Origin of the sequence: Halosolutus amylolyticus, from assembly GCF_023566055.1 — an archaeon.
GTDB lineage: Archaea > Halobacteriota > Halobacteria > Halobacteriales > Natrialbaceae > Halosolutus > Halosolutus amylolyticus.
This window is the reverse complement of sequence record NZ_JALIQP010000008.1, coordinates 211,559-230,102: the sequence shown is the minus strand read 5'-3', so window position 1 is coordinate 230,102 and position 18,544 is coordinate 211,559. Positions and strand designations below refer to the sequence as shown.

Here is an 18,544-nt window from a genome sequence, read left to right as displayed (position 1 = left end):
GTTCCCGAAATTCGGTCGACTCGTCCCCTTCCTAGAAAGTCGATTCTGACCGATCGCAATTGGTCATCACTCACGCTCGATCAGCCGATATTACCCGTGCTCGCTCAACCGAAATCACTCACGCTCGATCGGACGAGGCCAGTCGACCCCCTCGAATCGGGTGATTCGATCGATCGGTGTACGGATTACACCGGAAATACACTCCTTCACTGCGAATCGCCGCAGAACGAGCAAATTCCCAGGGAAGGGCCGCTCCGACCGGCGTCGTCACTGGAAACCCGGTGTCCAGTTAGCACGCGCAAACCGAGTCGCCACCTGCGGGATTCGATCGTACGTGTCGATGCCCACCAGATTCGATCGTCTGGGACGGTCTTTCGACTGTTCAAGAACCCTGCGCTCCGAATTGGAAGTCTTCGATCGGGCGAATAGGAGGTCCTCGATCGGGAAATCGTATCTTTTTCACTGGAAACCCGGTGTGAACCGGTCGTCGGAACTTCACCGGAAACACGGTGTCCCGACCGATTACCGTTCACCGGAAACACGGTGTCTCACGTAGAAAAATGCGATCGCTTCGGCGTCGAGTACGGGGTTTCGTCAGGTGGACGTCGAGTACGGGTTTCGTCAGGTGGACGTCGAGTACGGGTTTCGTCAGGTGGACGTCGAGTACGGGTTTCGTCAGGTGGACGTCGAGTACGGGTTTCGTCAGGTGGACGTCGAGTACGGGTTTCGTCAGGTGGACGTCGAGTACGGGTTTCGTCAGGTGGACGTCGAGTACGGGTTTCGTCAGGCGGACGTCGAGTACGGGTTTCGCCGGGCGGATGCGGATCGAGCCGAATCGATCGGCCGATCGGCATCGGTCGCCGAATCCGAACGATATCGTGTGGCTGATTACTAGGAGGGGGTATTAAATCTCCATGCGGATGCAGGCGACGAATCAACCGGTGGCGAGGCTGTCTTGACGTAGCGAATGCGAGTTCCCGAGGAGTACGTGTCGTCGACGACTGTGTATAACCGACAATTGCGATCCGATGGAAACGGCCGAACGAGGGAGACGGAGGCCGACGGGTCGTCCTGTCCGGGAACGTTGATAGTCGTCTCGAACCGGCAGCCGTATCGCCACTCGTACGATTCGGACGCTGAAGAGGCCGGTTCGGTCACTGGTGGTGACGTCCCGAACGCTGAAACGGACGATTCGGACGCCGGAACGGACGACACGGACGGCTCGAGCGCCGACTTCCCTTCGAGGACCGCGAACTCACGATCGAATACCGGGGCCGTCCCGCGTCCCAATGGGGCTGTCGAACGGGAAACCGGGGAGCGATCGATTTCGGTCGACGAACCGACCGGGGGATTGACCGCGGGCCTCGATCCCGTCGTCCAGCAGACCGATGGGACGTGGATCGCCTGGGGCGACGGCGACGCGGACTTCGCGGTAGCCGACGAGCAACACTGCGTGGCCGTCCCGCCCGGCGAGGAGGCCTACACCCTCCGTCGAATCCAGCTTTCCGACGAAGCGGTCGACTCCTACTACCGCGGGTTCAGTAACCGCGTGCTCTGGCCGCTGTGTCACGAGTTCCTCGATCTGGTCGAGAATCGATCGAACGACTTCGAGTGGTACCGGACCGTCAACGAGCGGTTTGCAGAGGCGACGATCGAGCACGCGACGGAAGACGCGGTGATCTGGCTCCAGGACTATCACTTCGCGCTCGCGCCACGCATGATCCGGGCGGGCGTCCCGCCGTCGGCGACCGTCGCCCAGTTCTGGCACGTTCCGTGGCCGTCAGCGGAAACGTTCCGGTACTGTCCGGCCGGGGGACGGCTGCTCGAGGGCTTGCTCGGGAACGATCTGCTCGGGTTTCACATCGATCGGTACGTCGATAACTTTCTCGAGAGCGTCGATCGATACCTCCCTGGGGCCACCGTCGACTGGAGGACTCGATCCGTCGACCACGACGGCAGGACGACGCAGGTCGTGGCGACGCCGATGGGTGTGGATGCCCAGTCCCTCGCCGATGACGCTCTCGCATCTGATATCGATCGATCGACCCTGCTCGAGTCACTCGACATTCCCCGTGGCACCGCCCTCGGCCTCGGGGTCGATCGGCTCGATTACACGAAAGGGATCCCGGAACGGCTGGCGGCGATCGAGCGGTTCTTCGAACGCAATCCGTCCTGGCGGGGCGAGTTCACGTTCGTCCAGAAGGCGACGCCGTCCCGAACGGAGATCGAGACCTACGAACGCCACGGCGAGCTGGTCAAAAGCGAGGTCGAACGGATCAATCGACGGTTCGAACGCGACGAGTGGCAGCCGATCGTCTACACCGAGGAATACCTGGACACCGAGACGCTCGCGGCGTATTACCGGCACGCGGACGTGATGGTCGTGAGCCCCCTGCTCGACGGGATGAATCTGGTCGCACAGGAGTTCGTGGCGGCGAGCGTCGACGCCGACAGTTGCCTGGTGCTGAGCGATCGAACCGGGGCCCACGATCGCCTCGGGAGCCACGCGCTGTCGATCGACCCGACCGATACGGCCCAGTTCGCGGATCAGCTCGAGCGCGCGCTCACGATGCCGTCGCACGAACGACAGCGGCGAATGAATACGCTTCGCGCGCGAGTGTTCGACGACGACATCGAGTCGTGGATGCGAACGCAGTTCGACTGGATCAGGCGCGTCCACGGCGGAACGAACGGCAGCGGCCCCGGTTCGGATCGAGATCGGAATTCACGTGGGCGGACGCCCCCGGTCTGACGAATGGCGACCCAGACGCCGCCGATTCCGTTCGACGAGGGCGCCGATCGAGTGCGCCGGGCCGCCCGGGACGCCTCGCGACTGGTCCTCTGTCTGGACTTCGACGGGACGCTCGCGCCGATCGTCGAGGATCCCGAGGAGGCCGCCGCGACGCCCGCGAACGAGGCTGTGGTGGCGAGGCTCACGGCGGATTCACGCGTGACGACGGCCGTCGTGAGCGGTCGCGCACTCGCGGACGTCCGGGAACGCGTCGACGGGCCGGACGTCTACGCGGGGAATCACGGGCTCGAACTCGAACGCGACGGATCGGTCGCCGTCCATCCGGTCGCCCGGAATCGGGCCCCCAGAATCGCGCGGCTCTGTTCGCTCCTGGAGCGGACCGTCGGGACGATCCCGAACTGCCGCGTCGAGAACAAGCGATTGACGGGGACGGTACACCTTCGATCGGTTCCGGAGGTCGTCCGGCCCGTCGTTCGACGACGGACGCGTGCGATCGTCGATCGGTTTGGCGGGGACGACATCGATCTGTCCCCTGGGAAGCGCATCCTCGAGATCGGGCCGGCGATTCCGTGGGGGAAGGGAAACGCGGTGGAGTTGATCGAGGCGGACGTGCCTGGTGAGACGGTGTCGGTCTACGTCGGCGACGATGTCACCGACGAATCGGCGTTTCAGGCCGTCGAATCCGACGGATTCGGAATCCGAGTCGGCGGTGACGAGCCCTCCGCGGCGTCACTGCGGGTCGGGTCGCCCGACGGCGTCGCGTCCACGCTCGAGTGGTTCGAGTCGATCGGCCTCGAACTGCTCGATCGGTAGTCGGATCGATCGGTAGTCGGATCGATCGATAGTCGAGCCAATCGGAAAGTTCGTCGATCCGTTCACCCCGGATATCGTGATCGTCGATCCGGCACAGTTCTACGGTGTGGATCAGCCGGACAAAACTATAATAGATCTAACTATTCTGGAACAGATCACCATTCCTAATCCAAGGAACTGATTCGAAAGAATTAGTCGCCGCTGGAAATATGGTGGGGTAGGGGCGTGACTGAACGTGAAATTACGTCAACCGACTGACTTCTTGATCCTCGAGGAACTCGAGGATAAGGGGCGGAACGTGGCAACGAATCTGGCCGAGCATACGGGCAAGAGCCGAAAGAACATCAACACCAGACTGCCGGTTCTCGAGGACTACGGACTGGTCACCAAGATCGGGCCTGCGGAGCGCTCCGGACTCTACGAGATCACTTCGATGGGGAAAGCCGCTCTCGTTTACCGCGATCAATACGACGACGCTGACGACTTCGAATCGCTTATCGAGGGTCCCGATGCCAGTGCGTCGGCGGAGGGCGACCAGCACGTCAATTTTGCGCGCGGGGAGACCGACGGGAACGACGACGAGTAACGGACTCGACCCGATCGGTGTGGCGGGCCCGTCGCACCGGACGCATTTCTCGAGGCCGAGTTGTGCGAATCTGATGGCGAGAGGGCTCCCGGAGCGGAGTAACGACGCCCCCAGCGGAGCGTACGCGTCGCCGAGACGATCGCCGCGGGCCGCCGTTCAGGCGAAAACGGTCGACCGGGCCCTTGCGGAATCGATACGCCTGCGGCTGTCGAACCCGATCGCCCCGCACGATCGTCGAGCGGCCAGTACTCAGGCGGTGAGACTACCGTTGTACTCCGCCAGCGCCCGTCGCGTACACGTCGAAAACACGAGACTGAGCTTCCGATCGAGTCCGTCCGGGTCGGGATAGCTCGTGCCACACGCGGACTCGTCGCCGTCGTAGGCGGGGGACCACGCGTAACTGCTGAGCATCGGCGACGCCACGATCGAATCGCCGTACCGGTAGGCGACGCCGTGCTCGTGGGTGAGTCCGAGCGCATGACCGACTTCGTGGACGAGTACCTGCATCGTTCGGGTCGGCGTCGTGTTCGGGACGATCTTCCGGGACCGTTCGGCCGCGGACGTCGAGGCGATCAACTCGTCGAACGGCGGAAGCGTGGCGATGTACCTGGCACCGCCGACCGACGCGACGTGGGGAACGCCGTACCCCGTCGGTGCGTCTTCCATCTGACCGTCGGTGACGAGCAGGTTGACGTCGGCCGCTGGCTCGATATCGCGTCGGCCGATCGCGCCGGCGGCGACGGCGCGGGGCCACTCGCCCCGGTTGGTGACGCGCGCGCCGTCCTCTGTCGAAACGGGGACGACGCCGCCGATCGAGAGGTCGAGCGTCCAGTGATCGAGGTCGAGAATCCGGCCGAGATAGTCCCGAATCCGGGTCGTGACTGCGTCGTACTCGGCGGCGCGCTCCGTGAGCCACACGCGAACGTCGAGTCGATCGACGGTGTCTCGCGTCGCGTACCCGATCGTGCCGAGCGACGCGACTGTGCCGAGGGCCCCGAGGAAGACGCGGCGGTTCACGATCGGGGGTTCCGAGGGATCTGTCCTGACTGTGCTGGTTAATCTGTGTCGACATTATATACTCTCGCGATCCCTTCGTATCCGATCGGTTCCGGGATTGCTCGGTTCCGGACCGACGCCGTCGTGGCCGTGGATTCAGTCACCCTGGTCGGGCGTTCTGGACGAAAAATCGTGCTGGACAGGGTCTTTACGAGTCGGGACCGTAGTCCGGGCGATGACTCGGCCCACGACACACGGTCACGACGCGGGACCAGTCCGACGGAAGTCGACACTGTACTGCCCGGAGTGTGACCACGCGAACGCGATCGACGGCGACTGGACCCGCCGCGTGCGGACCGGGACCGTCGAGTACGCCTGTCCGGTGTGTGGGACGCCGATCGCCAGGCGACCGCGATCGAGCGAGGCCGACTTCGACGAGACCTTCTCGACGGCCTGGGGACGGCTCGCCTGGCGATCGATCGACGTCTGGCGGGCCAGCCTCGACGCGAGCCTGCAGGGCGTGCGTGCGATGACCCACCTGACTGAGCGGAATCGATAGGCCCGATCCGGAAGATCGACGCGAGTGTTTCTCATCCCCGACGGTTCGGGTTTCCTGAGTGTTTTCGAACCACGTTGCGGGCAGCCCTCGCTACGGCCAGCGGAGCATTGTCCAGTTTGGACCCGTATCTTCTCACGTCGTCAACCGCAGGTCGTCTTAATCACCTAATTTATACCACGAATGTCTATCTAAGACTCGTTATAGAGGATATTCGCCCACAACAGCAAAGCTTTAATAGTGTATGTCGTTGTCTAAGTCGAGTAGAAGATGACAGATGGGAACCTGACTTCGGCAGAAGAGGACGTGATCGAACGAATCGAGGACGAGGACGTCGACTTCCTCCGGCTCCAGTTCACCGACATCCTGGGGACGGTCAAGAACGTCTCGGTGCCGGCACGCCAGGCCGAGAAGGCCTTCACGGAGGGAATCTACTTCGACGGCTCCTCGATCGAGGGCTTCGTGCGCATCCAGGAGTCGGACATGCGTCTCGTCCCCGACCCGGAGACGTTCGCGATCCTCCCGTGGAGACGCACCGAGGACAGCGCGGCGGCGCGGATGATCTGTGACGTCTACGACACCTCGACGGGCGAGCCCTTCGAGGGCGATCCCCGCTACGTGCTCAAGCAGGCGCTCGAGCGCGCGGACGACCTGGGATACACGGTGAGCGCGGCCCCCGAACCCGAGTTCTTCATGTTCGAGGAGGACGAGGACGGCCGCGCGACGACGGAAACCGCCGACCACGGCGGCTACTTCGACCTCGCGCCGAAAGACCTCGCGAGCGACGTCCGCCGCGACATCATTTACGGGCTCGAGGACATGGGCTTCGAGATCGAGGCCAGTCACCACGAGGTCGCTCGCGGTCAGTACGAGATCAACTTCGAGTACGACGACGCGCTCGCGACCGCGGACAACGTCGGCACGTTCCGCACGGTCGTCCGCGCGATCGCGGCCGAACACGACCTCCACGCGACGTTCATGCCCAAGCCGATCCCGAAGATCAACGGCTCGGGGATGCACACGCACCTCTCGCTGATGACCGAGGACGGCGAGAACGCGTTCCACGACGAGGACGACGAGTTCAACCTGAGCGGGACCGCCCACTCCTTCCTCGCGGGGATTCTCGAACACGCGCCCGCGATCACGGCTGTCGCGAACCCGACGGTCAACAGCTACAAGCGACTCGTCCCGGGCTACGAGGCACCCGTCTACGTCGCCTGGTCCGATCGCAACCGCTCGGCGCTGATCCGCAAGCCCGCGGCACGCGTCCCCGCCGCATCCCGGATCGAACTTCGCTCACCCGACCCGTCCTGCAACCCGTACCTGGCGTTCGCGGCGATGATCCACGCCGGACTGGACGGTATCGAGCAGGACCTCGAGGCACCAGATCCGGTTCGCGAGAACATCTACGAGTTCGACGAGCAGAAACGCCAGGAGTACGGCATCGAGACGCTGCCGTCGAACCTCGGCGAGGCCGTCGACGCACTCGAAGCGGACGAGACCGTCTACGAGGCGCTCGGCGACCACGTCGCGCCCAAGTTCGTCGAGGCCAAGCGCCAGGAGTTCGAGGAGTACCTCGTCGACGTCTCCGAGTGGGAGCTCGATCGGTACCTCGAGACGTTCTGACCGATCGCAGTCTCCGCACTGGGAACTCGATCGGTACCTCGAGACGTTCTGATCGGTCGCAGTCTCCGCACTGGGTCGTCGCGGCCGTTCTCGCTGGCCGGTCGCCGATCGATCACCCGGTGACGACGTACGTCTCGTCGCGTTGTGCGACGTAGCCGCCGCTCGAGAGGGTGTTGAGCAGACTCAGGACGGTGATTTTCTTCAGTGCCAGCGTCCGACTCAGGTCTTCGATCGTCGAGCCACCCGTCGTCGCGAGATAGAGGTACACGAGTTTCGCCTGCGCGGAGTCGAGGTCGTCGGGCACCGGTTCGACCTCTTCCGGAGTGAGTCGCTTGTGGTATTGTTCAGTTATACGGAATACAGGAGAAAACCCACGGCTTTAGCCGTGGAATGAATCCGTCACTGCTGAATCAAACCAGGCTACTGTAGCAGGCTGGCACCCCACTGTTTAAGAACTATTATTATCACAGATAACATATGGAGGTGCGGCGTACTGTCCCTGTTGCACTCGACGTGGATAGCGACGACGCCGCACTCCTCGAAGACACTGTAGACACCTTCCTCTGGTCGGCTCAATACGTCGTAGACCACGCGTTTCAAGGCGAGTACGTCACTACCAGCAAGACCACGCTGGACGACGAAACCTACGGCGACGTGCGCGAGAAAACAGATGGGTTCAACGGCGGGTTGGTGCAAGCCGCTCGGAACAAGGCCGCCGAAGCCTGCAAAAGCGTCGTCGCACGCTGGAAGAACGGGAAGAAAGCATCCAAACCCACGTTCACCAGCCCGCACGTCGTCTACGACAAGCGCACCGCAACGTTCCACGACGACTGCGTGAGCCTCGCTACCACGGACGGTCGCATCGAAGCCGACTACGTACTGCCTGACGAGGATAGTGACACGCCGCACTCGGAGTACCTGTTTTCAGATAACTACGAAACGACGGGTGCGGAACTGCACTACCAAGACGGCAACTGGGTGCTTCACGTCCACTGCAAGAAGGACGTGGAGTCAGCCACATCGAACAAGGCAGCCACCGAGAACGGAACGGTTCTCGGGGTTGACCTCGGCGTGAACAACCTCGCCGTCACCTCAACGGGCACGTTCTGGACGGGCAACGAGTTCGACCACTGGCGCAGAGAATACGAGAAACGCCGTGGCTCGCTCCAAAAATGCGGCACGCGCTGGGCACACGAGAACATCCAGTCCGTCGGGCGGAAAGAAGAGGGGCGGTTCAAACTGATGCTCCATCGCATCAGCAACGAGTTGGTCGAAGCGGCTCGTGAGAACGGTTGTTCGGTCATCGCGTTCGAGGACTTGACCGACATCCGCGAGCGGACTAGTGCGTCGTGGGGCCACAAGTGGGCGTTCGACCGCGTGTACGAGTACGTCGAGTACAAGGCCAAGGAATACGGAATCGTGGTCGAACAGGTTGACCCTGAGAACACGTCACAGCGGTGTTCGCACTGCGGGTTCACCCACCCTGACAACCGTGATGGCGAGGACTTCGAGTGCTTGAAATGCGGGTATGAGAACCACGCGGACTACAATGCCGCGAAGAACATCGGTTTGCGGTATCTCCGTCGTCATCAGAACTCGGAGAGTTCTGATTGGCTCGAAAATCGCGACGCGATTTTCGAACGCAACCAAACTGGGGGCGACGGAGGCGCACCCTTGGGCGTGCGCTTGAACAGCGGGATGATGAACGTGAACGGAGGCTATTCTCCTGCCTCGTCAGAGGCCAGAACGGGAGTCCACGCTGAATCCCACCGCTGTAGCGGTAGGTAGCTCAACATGAGTCGGTCTGTAGCACCACGTTCGGATATATAACTCTTCGACTTGATTGGGTTTAAGACACATACTGTGAATTAATATGGGCTGTGGTACCACCCAACGATCGTCGCGTGCTGTCAGTCGACTGTACGTCACAAACCGATGGGATCGATTCCACTCCGCCGAAACCGGTTGCTCCGGTCGACGGGACGCAACGAACGGAGTTTTATCGTCGTCGGTCCAATCGGCACCCAGCATGGACGCAGGCGATCGACCGACTCCGCCGGACGACCTGGACGAGGATCTCCGCGCATTTCTCGCGGCGCTCGGGGACGAAGACGGCGAGACGATCCGGTCCGTCGCGGCGTACGTCGACGACCTCGCCTCGTGGGCCGAGCGCAGGGACGAGCACGAATCGGAATCGGATGCGGAGCGACCGGACGACGCTGACAGCCCCGCTGACGTGCCCGTCCCTAGCGGCGTTCCCGACACGGCAACCGTCTCGGTGGAGGAAGTCGCCGGCACGACGTACTACTACTATCAGTGGCGCGAGGGTGACGAAATCCGATCGAAGACCGTCACGCGGTGACGTGCTGATCGGCCGTGAGACGACCGGAACGCGGTCGCTCACGTCTCACCACGCGATCAGTCGTTCGCGTCGAACCGTTCGTACACGTCCGGGTCCTCGCCGGGGGAGAGCGATCGGGGTTCGATCCGCCAGACGTCTTTCGCCGTGCGCGGACCGCGCGTCCCGGCGGAGACGAACCGCGATTCGTAGTCTGCCACGGCAGTGAGCGGCTCCCCGTTTCTGGCGACCGCGACGAGTCCCTCGAGCGCCGCCTCGACGTCGATGCAGACGCGGTAGCCGTCGGTCGACTCGACGAGGAGGTGAGTCGTCTCCGCCGGAACCGAGGCACGCTCGAGCAGGTCGAGGACGGGGACGCCCTGCCAGCGGTCGGTGTGTCGATCGCCGGAGTCACAGACGATCTCGAACTCGCGGCTACGGATCGGAAGGTCGGCGAGTTCGGGGGGTGAGACGGTGACGCGCTCCTCGCCGACGATCCGGATCGGCGAGGTGAGTGCCTCGACGAGTTGCTGGTGATCGGTCATGGTCGGCTCGTGTTCCAGCCGCCTTTGCATGCCTGGCCAGGGACGTTGGCCACGCGGCTGTGTGGTCGACGATCGAACGCGACGCCTCTAATGCCTGCCCTCGATTCCCAGACAGTGGGTTCGCGCCCGCGATCGGCCCCAGTTCGGGCCGGCCGTCAGACCGATCGGTACGGTCCGAGACGCGTTCCGTCGAGCAGGTAGGCCTCGCCGTCGGCCAGGCCGTCCGGGAGAAACGGCGCGAGAAAGGACTGCCCGGAGACGTTGATCCACGTGCCGCCGACGAGGTCGTTGAACGCGGGCACGACCACCAGCCGCGGCGGTTCCGGGCCGTTCTCCGCGAGCCACGACAGGCCGTCGTAGGCCGATCGATCGTTGAAGACGGGCGGATCGAGTCGCCCGCGGAGCCACGCCCGCTCGACGCGGCTGCCGCCGATCTCGTCCTCGAGGCGCACGCAGGGGTGCTCGTGACCGATACAGACGACCCCGCACTCGAGGACCGCCGGGGCGGGCCAGGTGTGGCCGTGACAGATTCCGACGTCACCTAGCGCGATCCCCTCGCCCGGAACGACGGTCGCGTCCCCGAGCCAGTCCTCGATCCCGCCGTCGTGGTTCCCCTTCACTACGGTGACGTCGATCGCGTCCGGGAGGCGTTCGAACAGGACCTCGAGTTCGCCGCGTTCGGCACCGCCCGGGTCGCCGATCGAGTGCATGAGATCGCCGAGGACGACGAGTCGCGACGGGGCGAGTCGCTCGACGAGTTCCAGCAACCGCTCGCGTCGATCGGGCGCGTGGCTCGGCACGTCGACGCCGCGTTCGTAGCGAAGGCCGGCCTCGTAGCCGGCGTGGTAGTCGGCGACCAGCAGGGTTCGCTCCCCCGCGATCGTCGCAGTCGCGGCCGGCTCTCCGGGAACGGGCTCGACGTGGGCCGGCGTCGATCGCCGCGAATCGTCTGCCATCGCCGTCAGATCGGCTTCAGCGTCTCGTCGTCGGGTTCGTAACACTGGCCGCCCATCAGCGCGTCCTGGATGGCGTCCTCGACATCGCTCTCGTCGGCGCCGGTCTCGTCGGCGACCGTCTCGACGAGGGTCGTCCGATCGGCACCGTCACCGTCGTCCAGTTCCGTCATAGTGTCGACGACGTAATCCTCGAGATCGACGTCTTCGGCGGATTCGTCCGCGTCTTCGTCGGTGTCCGTGTCCTCGTCCGCGTCGTCCGCGTCGTCCGCGCTCTCGACTAGGTCTTCGTCAGTCTCGTCGGCCACGTCAGCAGTCTCGTCGGTCGCGACCGCGGTGTCGTCGGAATCGTCGTCCATCGTCGCGGCGTCCTCGGCCGCTGCTTCACCGGATTCGCTCTGGTCGGCGTCGTCTGCAACCTCGTCGGTCGCGGGGACGTCGATATCCGAATCGCCGGGATCCTCGACGTCCGCTCCCGTCGTGAACTCGGTGCCGAACTCCTCCTCGATCTGCTCGCGTTCCTCCTCGTCCATCTCGTACATGCCGTCGCCGGCGTCGCTGGCGTCGAAGTCCCCGAGGTCGTCGTCGTCGACACCGATCGCCTCGTCGTCACCGTCCGATTCGGCGCCGATTTCGCCCTCCTTTGCGGTCGAACCGCCCGCGTCGAAGTCACCGAGTTCGTCGGATTCGGCGTCCGACTCCGTCTCCACGGGCGCGTCCGACTCGGCGGGCGTATCCGATTCAGCGGTTGCGTCCGACTCGGCGGGCGTATCCGATTCAGCGGTTGCGTCCGACTCCGTAGTCGTACCCGACCCGGCGGTCGCGTCCGACTCCGTACTCGTATCCGTCTCCATCTCCGCCGCACCGTCTTCCGACTCGACGGTCGCCCCCGACGTGCTCGCCGTCACCGCCGCCTCGTCGTCGGCGTCGGACTCGGCGGCTGTGCTCGCGTCGACGGTCCCGGTGCTCTCGTCCGATTCCACCCGCGCACTCGCGGTCCCGGCGGCGGAACCGGTTCCGACGTCGTCCGTTTCGGCCGATTCGCTCTCGCTCGCCGTCCCGGTCCCGGCTCCCGCAGCCGCGATCGCTTCGTCGGCGTCGGCCGCGTCGGCCTCGATCGAGTCGATCGCCGAGAGGTCGACCTCGGTGAGCGACGGGAGGTCGGCGAACGAGGCCTCGCCGTCGGCGCTCGTTCCCTGGGGGCCGAGATCGAGTGGTCTGACCTGCTCTCGCTCGTCCGCGACGACCTCGACGGCCTCGAGTGTGCGGTCGCGCAGGGCCCCGAGGTAGTCGGCCGTGGTTCCGTAGTGATCCAGCGCGATCGGGAGGCCGGACGCGAGTCCGTTCTCCACGCCGGCCTGCTCGAGGGAGCGTTCGAGGGCATCGCGGCTGGCGTCGCTCTGCGCCGCGGCGGCGTAGGTGCCGACGCGATCGAGGGTCCGTTCGGCGGTGCTGACGACCCAGCGATCGCGGGTGTCCGCGTCGATCGTCGCGATGGTTTCGGGTCGGATCGAGGTGTAGACCCGGTCGGAGTCCTCCGGCTGGAAGGTCCGTGCCTTCCCCGTCACGGCGACGAACGCCGGCGGATCGAGTCGTTCGAGGGTGGCCAGCGCGTCGGGCTGGTACTGTCCGGCGTAGACGACGAACGCGCCGGTCGGGTCGACGACCCGGGCCCGAACCATCTCGTCGTTGACCGACGTCACCTCGGTGAGCGTCCCGACGGCGAACAGGCGGTTGAGACGCGCCCCGGTCGGGGTGATCACGTAGTTCGGCGCTCGCTCCTCGTCGCTCTCGGCGTAGGACAGGTCGGCGTCGTCGTACTCCGCCGCGAAGACGCGGTAGGCGATCTCGCGGCCCGGAATCTCCTCGTCGCCGTCGTTGCTCGCGCTCATGCGTCCACCTCCTCGAGGAAGGCCGTCGCACGGGCGGCCGGATCGTCGTCGCTCTCTTCGAAGCGCTCGGCGTCGAGATTCGCACCGTACTCGTCGACCGAGAGATGCCCGCGGACGCGGTACTCGCGGCCGACGATGCGCTCGCGGATCGTGTCCGCGACGACCTCCTGGTCCATCGCCTCGCGGGCCTGTTCGAGGGCGTCCTCCAGGGTGCCGTCGTAGACCTGCTCGGTCAACTCGTCGTCGAGGACGACGGTGACCGTGCCGGTCCCGTCGTCCAAGATCGCCTTCACGCGCAGGTCGTCGACGCCGTCGACGTCGCCGTGGGTGCGACACTGCCCCTTCTGGATGACGCGGTAACACTCCGGACAGCGCTGGATCAGCCCGGACCCGTCACGAACCGCGAGCACGTTCCCGACGAGCTCGACGTCGTAGATGCCGCCGGTCCGGACGGCCTCGCCGATCGCCATCGTCGTCGCGTCCGCCCCGACCTCGATCTCGCGATCGATCGGGGAGACGGTCGAGAACTCCGAGACGTTGACCTCGGGGACCCCGCGGAACTCCTGGACGTAGGTGTTCTCGATGCGGACGGAGCCGCCCTCCTCGATCGCCGGTGCCGGATCCCAGTTCGTGAACGGGAGGCGGCCGCTCTCGTCGCCGAAGACGCCGCTCAAAATCTCCGTCTCGCCGTCCCGGCCGTCGATCGTCCGGCGCTCGCACTCGACGACGTCGACCTCGACGGTCACGGCGCGATCACCCGTCTGGAGGTCGGCCAGTTGTGCGTCGCCGCCAATCTCGTAGGGGACGTCGATCGACTCCTCGACGAACGACAGCGACGTGCTTTCGCCGAGGTTGAGTTCCGGATCGCCGTCCCACTCGCGGACGCCGGCGTTGCCCGCGGTGATCGTATCGCCCGGCGAGAGGCCGAAGTCCTCCCACGCGGTGTAGTCGATGACGCCCGTCTCGTCGGCGAGTCGCCCCTCGACGATGACGTGGTCGTCGCCCTGGTAGCGGATCGATCGCTCGCCTGCAGTGAGGACGACGCCGGTGACGGTCACGTTGCTGTCGTCGGGCGTGATCTCGCCGACGTCTTTCGCGGACGGCGTGGCGCTCCCGCCGCCGTCCCCGTCGCCGTACTTCCGGCGCAGGCTCCCTTTGGCCTCGTCGATCGGGACGCTGTACTCCACCAGGTTCTGCAGGTCTGCTTTGACCTCCTCTTTGTCGACACCGAGGTCGGAGGCGAGATCCTCGGCATGATCATCGAGTTCCATCACCGGGAATTCGTCCGGGGGCTTAAAAAGCGTTCCCGCAGCGCGGCGGAAGTGAAGCGGAGATCCGTGGACGCGTCTGACAAGGACCTTTGTCCGGGTGGTGCGAACGCCCGTCAATGGATCGTGATCGCCTCCGGAGCCAGGCCAAGCGACTGGTCGTCTGGCTCGTCGCCCTCGGGATCGTCGTCGTCGCGGGCGCGGTGTTCTACCTCGGAACGCCGTATCACGGAACGGACGCCAGTATCGCGAGCGTGCAGGAGAATCCGGACGTGACGGTCACGCAGCGGGGTGGGACCTACGTCCTCGAACCGACGTCGGACGATATGGCGACCGAAGACGGTTCGACGGCAGGGAGCGATCCGGCGGTCGGCCTCGTCTTCTATCCGGGCGGGCGCGTCCACCCGGACGCCTACCTCACCTCGCTCGCGCCGCTCGCCAGCGAAGCCGACGTGACCGTCGTCGTTCCGAAGATGCCGCTGAACCTCGCCGTCCTCGATCGTGGTGCAGCCTCGAGGTACGTCTCGGAATCGTCGATCGAGACCTGGTACGTCGGCGGCCACTCGCTGGGCGGCGCGATGGCCTGCCGGTACGCGGCGGCCAACCCAGCGAGCGTCGACGGCGTCGTCCTCTTCGCGTCGTACTGCGACAGGGACGTCTCGGGAACCGACCTCGACGTTTTGAGCGTGACCGGGAGCGCGGATACGGTCCTCGACCGCGACGCGTACGATGCGAACCGCGGGAATCTCCCCGCGGACGCGACGGTCCGGGAACTCCCGCTGAATCACTCCCAGTTCGGGAGCTACCGGGGCCAACCGGGCGACGAGCCGAGCGGTCTCGACTACGACACGGCCCACGATCGACTGGCCGACGTGATCGTCCCGTGGTTCGTCCGCGGGACGGACGCTGAGACGTCGTCCAATCGAACCGCGATCGCCTCGTGGGACGGGGGGTATCGACGGATCGGTCCCTGACGTCGATCGCGTCCCGGACGGCCCGGCTGCGATCGCGGTCCCCGACGCCGCTCCGACCTCGGTGTCTTCTTTAGGTCCGCTCACGCAGCGTGGGTATGCACGTCGTCGTCAACGCCGCCACGAGCGCGGACGGCAAACTCTCCTCGCGTCGCCGGGAACAGATCGCCATCAGCGGCGACGAGGACTTCGCTCGCGTCGATCGACTCCGGGCCGACAGCGACGCCGTCGTCGTCGGCGTCGGCACCGTTCTCGCCGACGACCCACACCTGACCGTGAAAGACGACACGCTGCGGACGGAGCGCCGCGAGGCGGACCGATCGGCCAACCCGGCCCGCGTCGTCGTCGACTCGACCGCGCGAACGCCGCCAGACGCCGCGATCCTGGACGACGCGGCATCCACCTACGTCTGCGTGACAGAGGCCGCCCCGGTCGACCGACGCGCGGACCTCGCCGATCACGCGACGCTGGTCACTGCGGGGGACGATCGGGTCGACCTCCTGCGGGCGTTCGCCGCGCTGGAGGAGCAGGGGCTCGATCGGATCATGGTCGAGGGCGGCGGCGAACTCATCTTCTCGCTGTTCGCGGCCGGTCTGGTCGACGAACTCCGGACGTTCGTCGGGCCGACGGTGATCGGCGGTCGCGACGCGCCGACCCTGGCCGACGGCGAGGGGTTCGTCGAGGAGTTCCCCACGCTCGAACTCGAGTCGGTCGATCGACTCGACGACGGTGCGTTGCTGACGTGGCGGGTAGAAGCGTAGCGCCGGCGGGAAACCCGGTCAGGCCTGTTCGAGTTTCGCGTCGAACTTCTCGCGGACTTTCTCGACTTTCGGCGCGGCGTGCATCCGGCAGTAGGCGTCCTGCGGGTTCTTCTCGAAGTAGTCCTGGTGTTTCTCCTCGGCACGGTAGAAGGTCTCCAGCGGTTCCAGTTCGGTGACGACGTCGTCGTCGTACTCCTCGTCGAGCGCCTCGATGTACGCCTCGGCCTGTTCGCGCTGGGCATCCGACTCGTAGAGCACGATCGATCGGTACTGGGTGCCGACGTCGGGACCCTGCCGGTTGAGCTGTGTCGGGTCGTGAACCGCGAAGAACACTTCGAGAAGGTCGTCGTACCCGATCGCCGCCGGATCGTAGGTCACGCGGACGACCTCGGCGTGGCCGGTCGTCCCGGAACAGACCTCCCGGTAGGATGGATCGTCGCTGTGGCCACCGGCGTAGCCGGACGTGACGGACTCGACGCCGTCGAGTTCCTTGAACGCCGCCTCGATACACCAGAAGCAACCGCCGCCGAACGTCGCGCTCTCGCTCATACGATCCGATAGGGGACCGTACCGTATGTATGTACCGTGAATCGGCTTCCGAAAGGTCGTGGTCCGTCGCTGCACTCTCCCGACCGATCGCGTCCGGGAGCGCAGACGACGGGGTCTCCGATCGCTACTCGTCGGTTTCGTTGTCTTCCGTTTCGTTGTCCTCGGTTTCGTTATCCTCGGTTTCGTTATCCTCGGTTTCGTTGGCTTCAGTCTCGTTGTCCTCCGTTTCGTTGGCTTCTGTTTCGTTATCCTCCGTTTCGTTTTCCTCGTCGCCGTCACCGTCTTCCGTCTCCTCGCCGTCTTCGCCCGGGCCGCCACAGCCTGCCAGTAGCGGGACGACTGTGGCGCCACCGATGAGTTTGAGGACGGTTCGCCGATCTGGGAGCGTGTTGGATTTCGAGCCGACCATGTACGAACTATTTTCACCCGATTGTAGGTAAAATGCCTTCGTAATTTGCCGGAATGTCAGTATTTATCGCTAATTCCTGAATGACTTGAGGTATCACACGTACAGAGTTTGACCCGCCTTCGTTCGGGTGATCGGCGGTCCACGTCCATCTATCCGGTCGTGCGAGTCCGGTCCGGGAGCGATCGCTCCGGGTAGCATACACAGTTCAAACTGTCTGCACTGTTTACACTGTGTACGATGTGTGGCTGTCGGCCCGTTCGGTATTCGTCGATCGAAGCGCTCGGGACGGGGCCTCGGTCGCGACGGATCCGATCGAGTGTCGCCGAATTCGACGGGTGCTCCGGAGCGTCAGAACTCCTGTTTCACGTCGGACCAGAGGCCGAGAGCGGGGTTCGAGCGATCGATGTCGACGCGAAACTCCAGTTCGTCGTCGAGATCGACCGAGATGCGATCGAAGTCGACGATGTACCGCGACTTGTGGTGGCGACCGTGTCGAACGCCGGTGGTCTCGCTCGCGAGTTGTGCCTCGGTCAGGCGATCGAGTTTGCGATAGGTCGTCGAGAGGGGAAGATCCGCTGCCTCGGCAATCTCCGGCACCGTCATCGGTTCGTCGAGCACGGAGATGATCGTCCGACAGTCCTCGTCGTCCAGGACGGTGATGACGTCCCGGAACGGAGGTGCTTCGTCGGCCGAAGAGAACTCGAGTGGCATCGGACGCGACCATCTTAGGACCGAAGCCTAAAGACCCGTTTGATTGTGGCATGGTAGCACGGATAGATTAGGGCGGCAGTCGTCGATGCCGTAGCTACAAATACGACGGGTCCGACGACTTCCGTATGAGCGAGGACCAGCCACCGGAATCGGCGATCGCCGACACGCCTGGCGGGGGGCGATCGCCCGAGGCGGAGCCGATCGAAGCGGCCGCACCCGAGGAGTTCGGCCTCGTCCAGGTGTGGTGGGGCGACGGCAAGGGGAAGACGACGGCGACGCTCGGCCTGGGGATGCGGGCGGCCGGGCACGGCTACCGCGTGCATCTGCTCCAGTTTATGAAAGGCGGCGCGTCGAGCGTCGACGCCGTCCGCGGCGAGTACAACGCGATCGCGGCCCTGCCGGGGATCAGCTACGAGAACCTCGGCCACTACGGCTGGCACGGGATGGCCGACGGGACCGACGAGGCGGATCACGAGGCGGAGGCCCAGGCCGGCCTCGAGCGCGCCCAGGAGTTGCTCGCGGCGGCCCGTGGGGCCGACCTCGACGAACCGATCCCGCTCGACGCCGCTCCGGAGGCGGGGATGCACATGCTCGTGCTCGACGAGGTGCTGTACGCCGCCGATCGAGGACTCGTCAGCGAAACCGACGTGCTCGACCTGATCGACGCGAAACCGGACGGACTGGAACTCGTCCTCTCGGGAAGCCACACCGAACCCGACTACCTCTCGGCGGCGGCCGACCTGATCACGAACGTCCGCAAGGTGAAACACCCGATCGACGACGGACAGCGGGCGCGACAGGGAACGGAGTTCTGATCG

Annotated in this window: 19 protein-coding genes; 10 read left to right on the top strand and 9 right to left on the bottom strand. The window is 64.9% G+C overall.

What is annotated here, in order from left to right; genetic code table 11:
- The first annotated feature begins 967 nt into the window (after positions 1-967).
- The 3 genes from MUN73_RS22510 to MUN73_RS22500 all read left to right on the top strand — a co-directional run bounded on the left by MUN73_RS22510 (position 968) and on the right by MUN73_RS22500 (position 4,151).
- Positions 968-2,752 carry an alpha,alpha-trehalose-phosphate synthase (UDP-forming) gene (locus MUN73_RS22510; protein WP_250142759.1) on the top strand — a complete coding sequence of 595 codons (1,785 nt, stop codon included), beginning with the start codon at positions 968-970 and terminating at the stop codon, positions 2,750-2,752.
- A 3-nt stretch (positions 2,753-2,755) separates the two neighbouring features.
- Positions 2,756-3,565, top strand: coding sequence for a trehalose-phosphatase (gene otsB, locus MUN73_RS22505; protein WP_250142758.1), 810 nt, complete (start codon positions 2,756-2,758; stop codon positions 3,563-3,565).
- Positions 3,566-3,800: 235 nt separating this feature from the next.
- Positions 3,801-4,151, top strand: coding sequence for a winged helix-turn-helix domain-containing protein (locus MUN73_RS22500; RefSeq protein ID WP_250142757.1), 351 nt, complete (start codon positions 3,801-3,803; stop codon positions 4,149-4,151).
- A gap of 249 nt (positions 4,152-4,400) precedes the next feature.
- Here MUN73_RS22500 and MUN73_RS22495 read toward each other — a convergent pair whose 3' ends face one another.
- Positions 4,401-5,168: a zinc metalloprotease gene (locus MUN73_RS22495; RefSeq protein ID WP_250142756.1), complete on the bottom strand. Its 768-nt coding sequence runs from the start codon at positions 5,166-5,168 to the stop codon at positions 4,401-4,403.
- A gap of 214 nt (positions 5,169-5,382) precedes the next feature.
- On the opposite strand from MUN73_RS22495, the gene MUN73_RS22490 reads away from it, so the two are divergent.
- Positions 5,383-5,706, top strand: coding sequence for a DUF8106 domain-containing protein (locus tag MUN73_RS22490; RefSeq protein WP_250142755.1), 324 nt, complete (start codon positions 5,383-5,385; stop codon positions 5,704-5,706).
- A 267-nt stretch (positions 5,707-5,973) separates the two neighbouring features.
- Positions 5,974-7,329, top strand: coding sequence for a type I glutamate--ammonia ligase (gene glnA / locus MUN73_RS22485; RefSeq protein WP_250142754.1), 1,356 nt, complete (start codon positions 5,974-5,976; stop codon positions 7,327-7,329).
- 112 nt (positions 7,330-7,441) lie between these two features.
- On the opposite strand, the gene MUN73_RS22480 is transcribed toward glnA, so the two are convergent.
- Positions 7,442-7,633, bottom strand: coding sequence for a helix-turn-helix domain-containing protein (locus tag MUN73_RS22480; protein WP_321575784.1), 192 nt, complete (start codon positions 7,631-7,633; stop codon positions 7,442-7,444).
- 173 nt (positions 7,634-7,806) lie between these two features.
- Here MUN73_RS22480 and MUN73_RS22475 point away from each other — a divergent pair, with 173 nt between their 5' ends.
- Complete coding sequence (locus MUN73_RS22475) at positions 7,807-9,117, top strand: RNA-guided endonuclease InsQ/TnpB family protein (protein WP_250142753.1); 1,311 nt, start codon at positions 7,807-7,809, stop codon at positions 9,115-9,117.
- 241 nt (positions 9,118-9,358) lie between these two features.
- On the top strand, positions 9,359-9,691 hold the full coding sequence (locus tag MUN73_RS22470; RefSeq protein ID WP_250142752.1) for a hypothetical protein: 333 nt from the start codon (positions 9,359-9,361) through the stop codon (positions 9,689-9,691).
- A gap of 56 nt (positions 9,692-9,747) precedes the next feature.
- On the opposite strand, the gene MUN73_RS22465 is transcribed toward MUN73_RS22470, so the two are convergent.
- The 4 genes from MUN73_RS22465 to MUN73_RS22450 all read right to left on the bottom strand — a co-directional run bounded on the left by MUN73_RS22465 (position 9,748) and on the right by MUN73_RS22450 (position 14,328).
- Complete coding sequence (locus tag MUN73_RS22465) at positions 9,748-10,242, bottom strand: molybdopterin-dependent oxidoreductase (protein WP_250142751.1); 495 nt, start codon at positions 10,240-10,242, stop codon at positions 9,748-9,750.
- Between the two features lie 125 nt (positions 10,243-10,367).
- Positions 10,368-11,168, bottom strand: coding sequence for a metallophosphoesterase (locus tag MUN73_RS22460; RefSeq protein ID WP_250142750.1), 801 nt, complete (start codon positions 11,166-11,168; stop codon positions 10,368-10,370).
- Positions 11,169-11,173: 5 nt separating this feature from the next.
- On the bottom strand, positions 11,174-13,057 hold the full coding sequence (locus MUN73_RS22455) for a hypothetical protein (RefSeq protein ID WP_250142749.1): 1,884 nt from the start codon (positions 13,055-13,057) through the stop codon (positions 11,174-11,176).
- Positions 13,054-14,328 (bottom strand): Single-stranded DNA binding protein, encoded by a 1,275-nt coding sequence (locus MUN73_RS22450; RefSeq protein WP_382181865.1) that lies wholly within the window; start codon positions 14,326-14,328, stop codon positions 13,054-13,056. The genes MUN73_RS22455 and MUN73_RS22450 overlap by 4 nt, the downstream gene beginning before the upstream one ends.
- A 116-nt stretch (positions 14,329-14,444) precedes the next feature.
- Between MUN73_RS22450 and MUN73_RS22445 the strand changes: the two genes are divergently transcribed.
- On the top strand, positions 14,445-15,299 hold the full coding sequence (locus tag MUN73_RS22445; RefSeq protein WP_250142748.1) for an alpha/beta fold hydrolase: 855 nt from the start codon (positions 14,445-14,447) through the stop codon (positions 15,297-15,299).
- A gap of 95 nt (positions 15,300-15,394) precedes the next feature.
- Entirely contained in the window at positions 15,395-16,057 is a 663-nt protein-coding gene (locus tag MUN73_RS22440) for a 2,5-diamino-6-(ribosylamino)-4(3H)-pyrimidinone 5'-phosphate reductase (RefSeq protein ID WP_250142747.1), read from the top strand.
- Positions 16,058-16,075: 18 nt separating this feature from the next.
- Here the strand turns inward: MUN73_RS22440 and msrA are convergent, their stop codons facing one another.
- The 3 genes from msrA to MUN73_RS22425 form a co-directional block, all read right to left on the bottom strand.
- A complete protein-coding gene (gene msrA / locus MUN73_RS22435) occupies positions 16,076-16,606 on the bottom strand; it encodes a peptide-methionine (S)-S-oxide reductase MsrA (RefSeq protein ID WP_250142746.1) in 531 nt (176 codons plus the stop codon).
- 124 nt (positions 16,607-16,730) lie between these two features.
- Entirely contained in the window at positions 16,731-17,015 is a 285-nt protein-coding gene (locus tag MUN73_RS22430; protein WP_250142745.1) for a hypothetical protein, read from the bottom strand.
- Positions 17,016-17,363: 348 nt separating this feature from the next.
- A complete protein-coding gene (locus MUN73_RS22425; RefSeq protein WP_250142744.1) occupies positions 17,364-17,726 on the bottom strand; it encodes a winged helix-turn-helix domain-containing protein in 363 nt (120 codons plus the stop codon).
- Between the two features lie 125 nt (positions 17,727-17,851).
- Here MUN73_RS22425 and MUN73_RS22420 point away from each other — a divergent pair, with 125 nt between their 5' ends.
- Positions 17,852-18,541: a cob(I)yrinic acid a,c-diamide adenosyltransferase gene (locus MUN73_RS22420; RefSeq protein WP_250142743.1), complete on the top strand. Its 690-nt coding sequence runs from the start codon at positions 17,852-17,854 to the stop codon at positions 18,539-18,541.
- Positions 18,542-18,544: the final 3 nt, after the last annotated feature.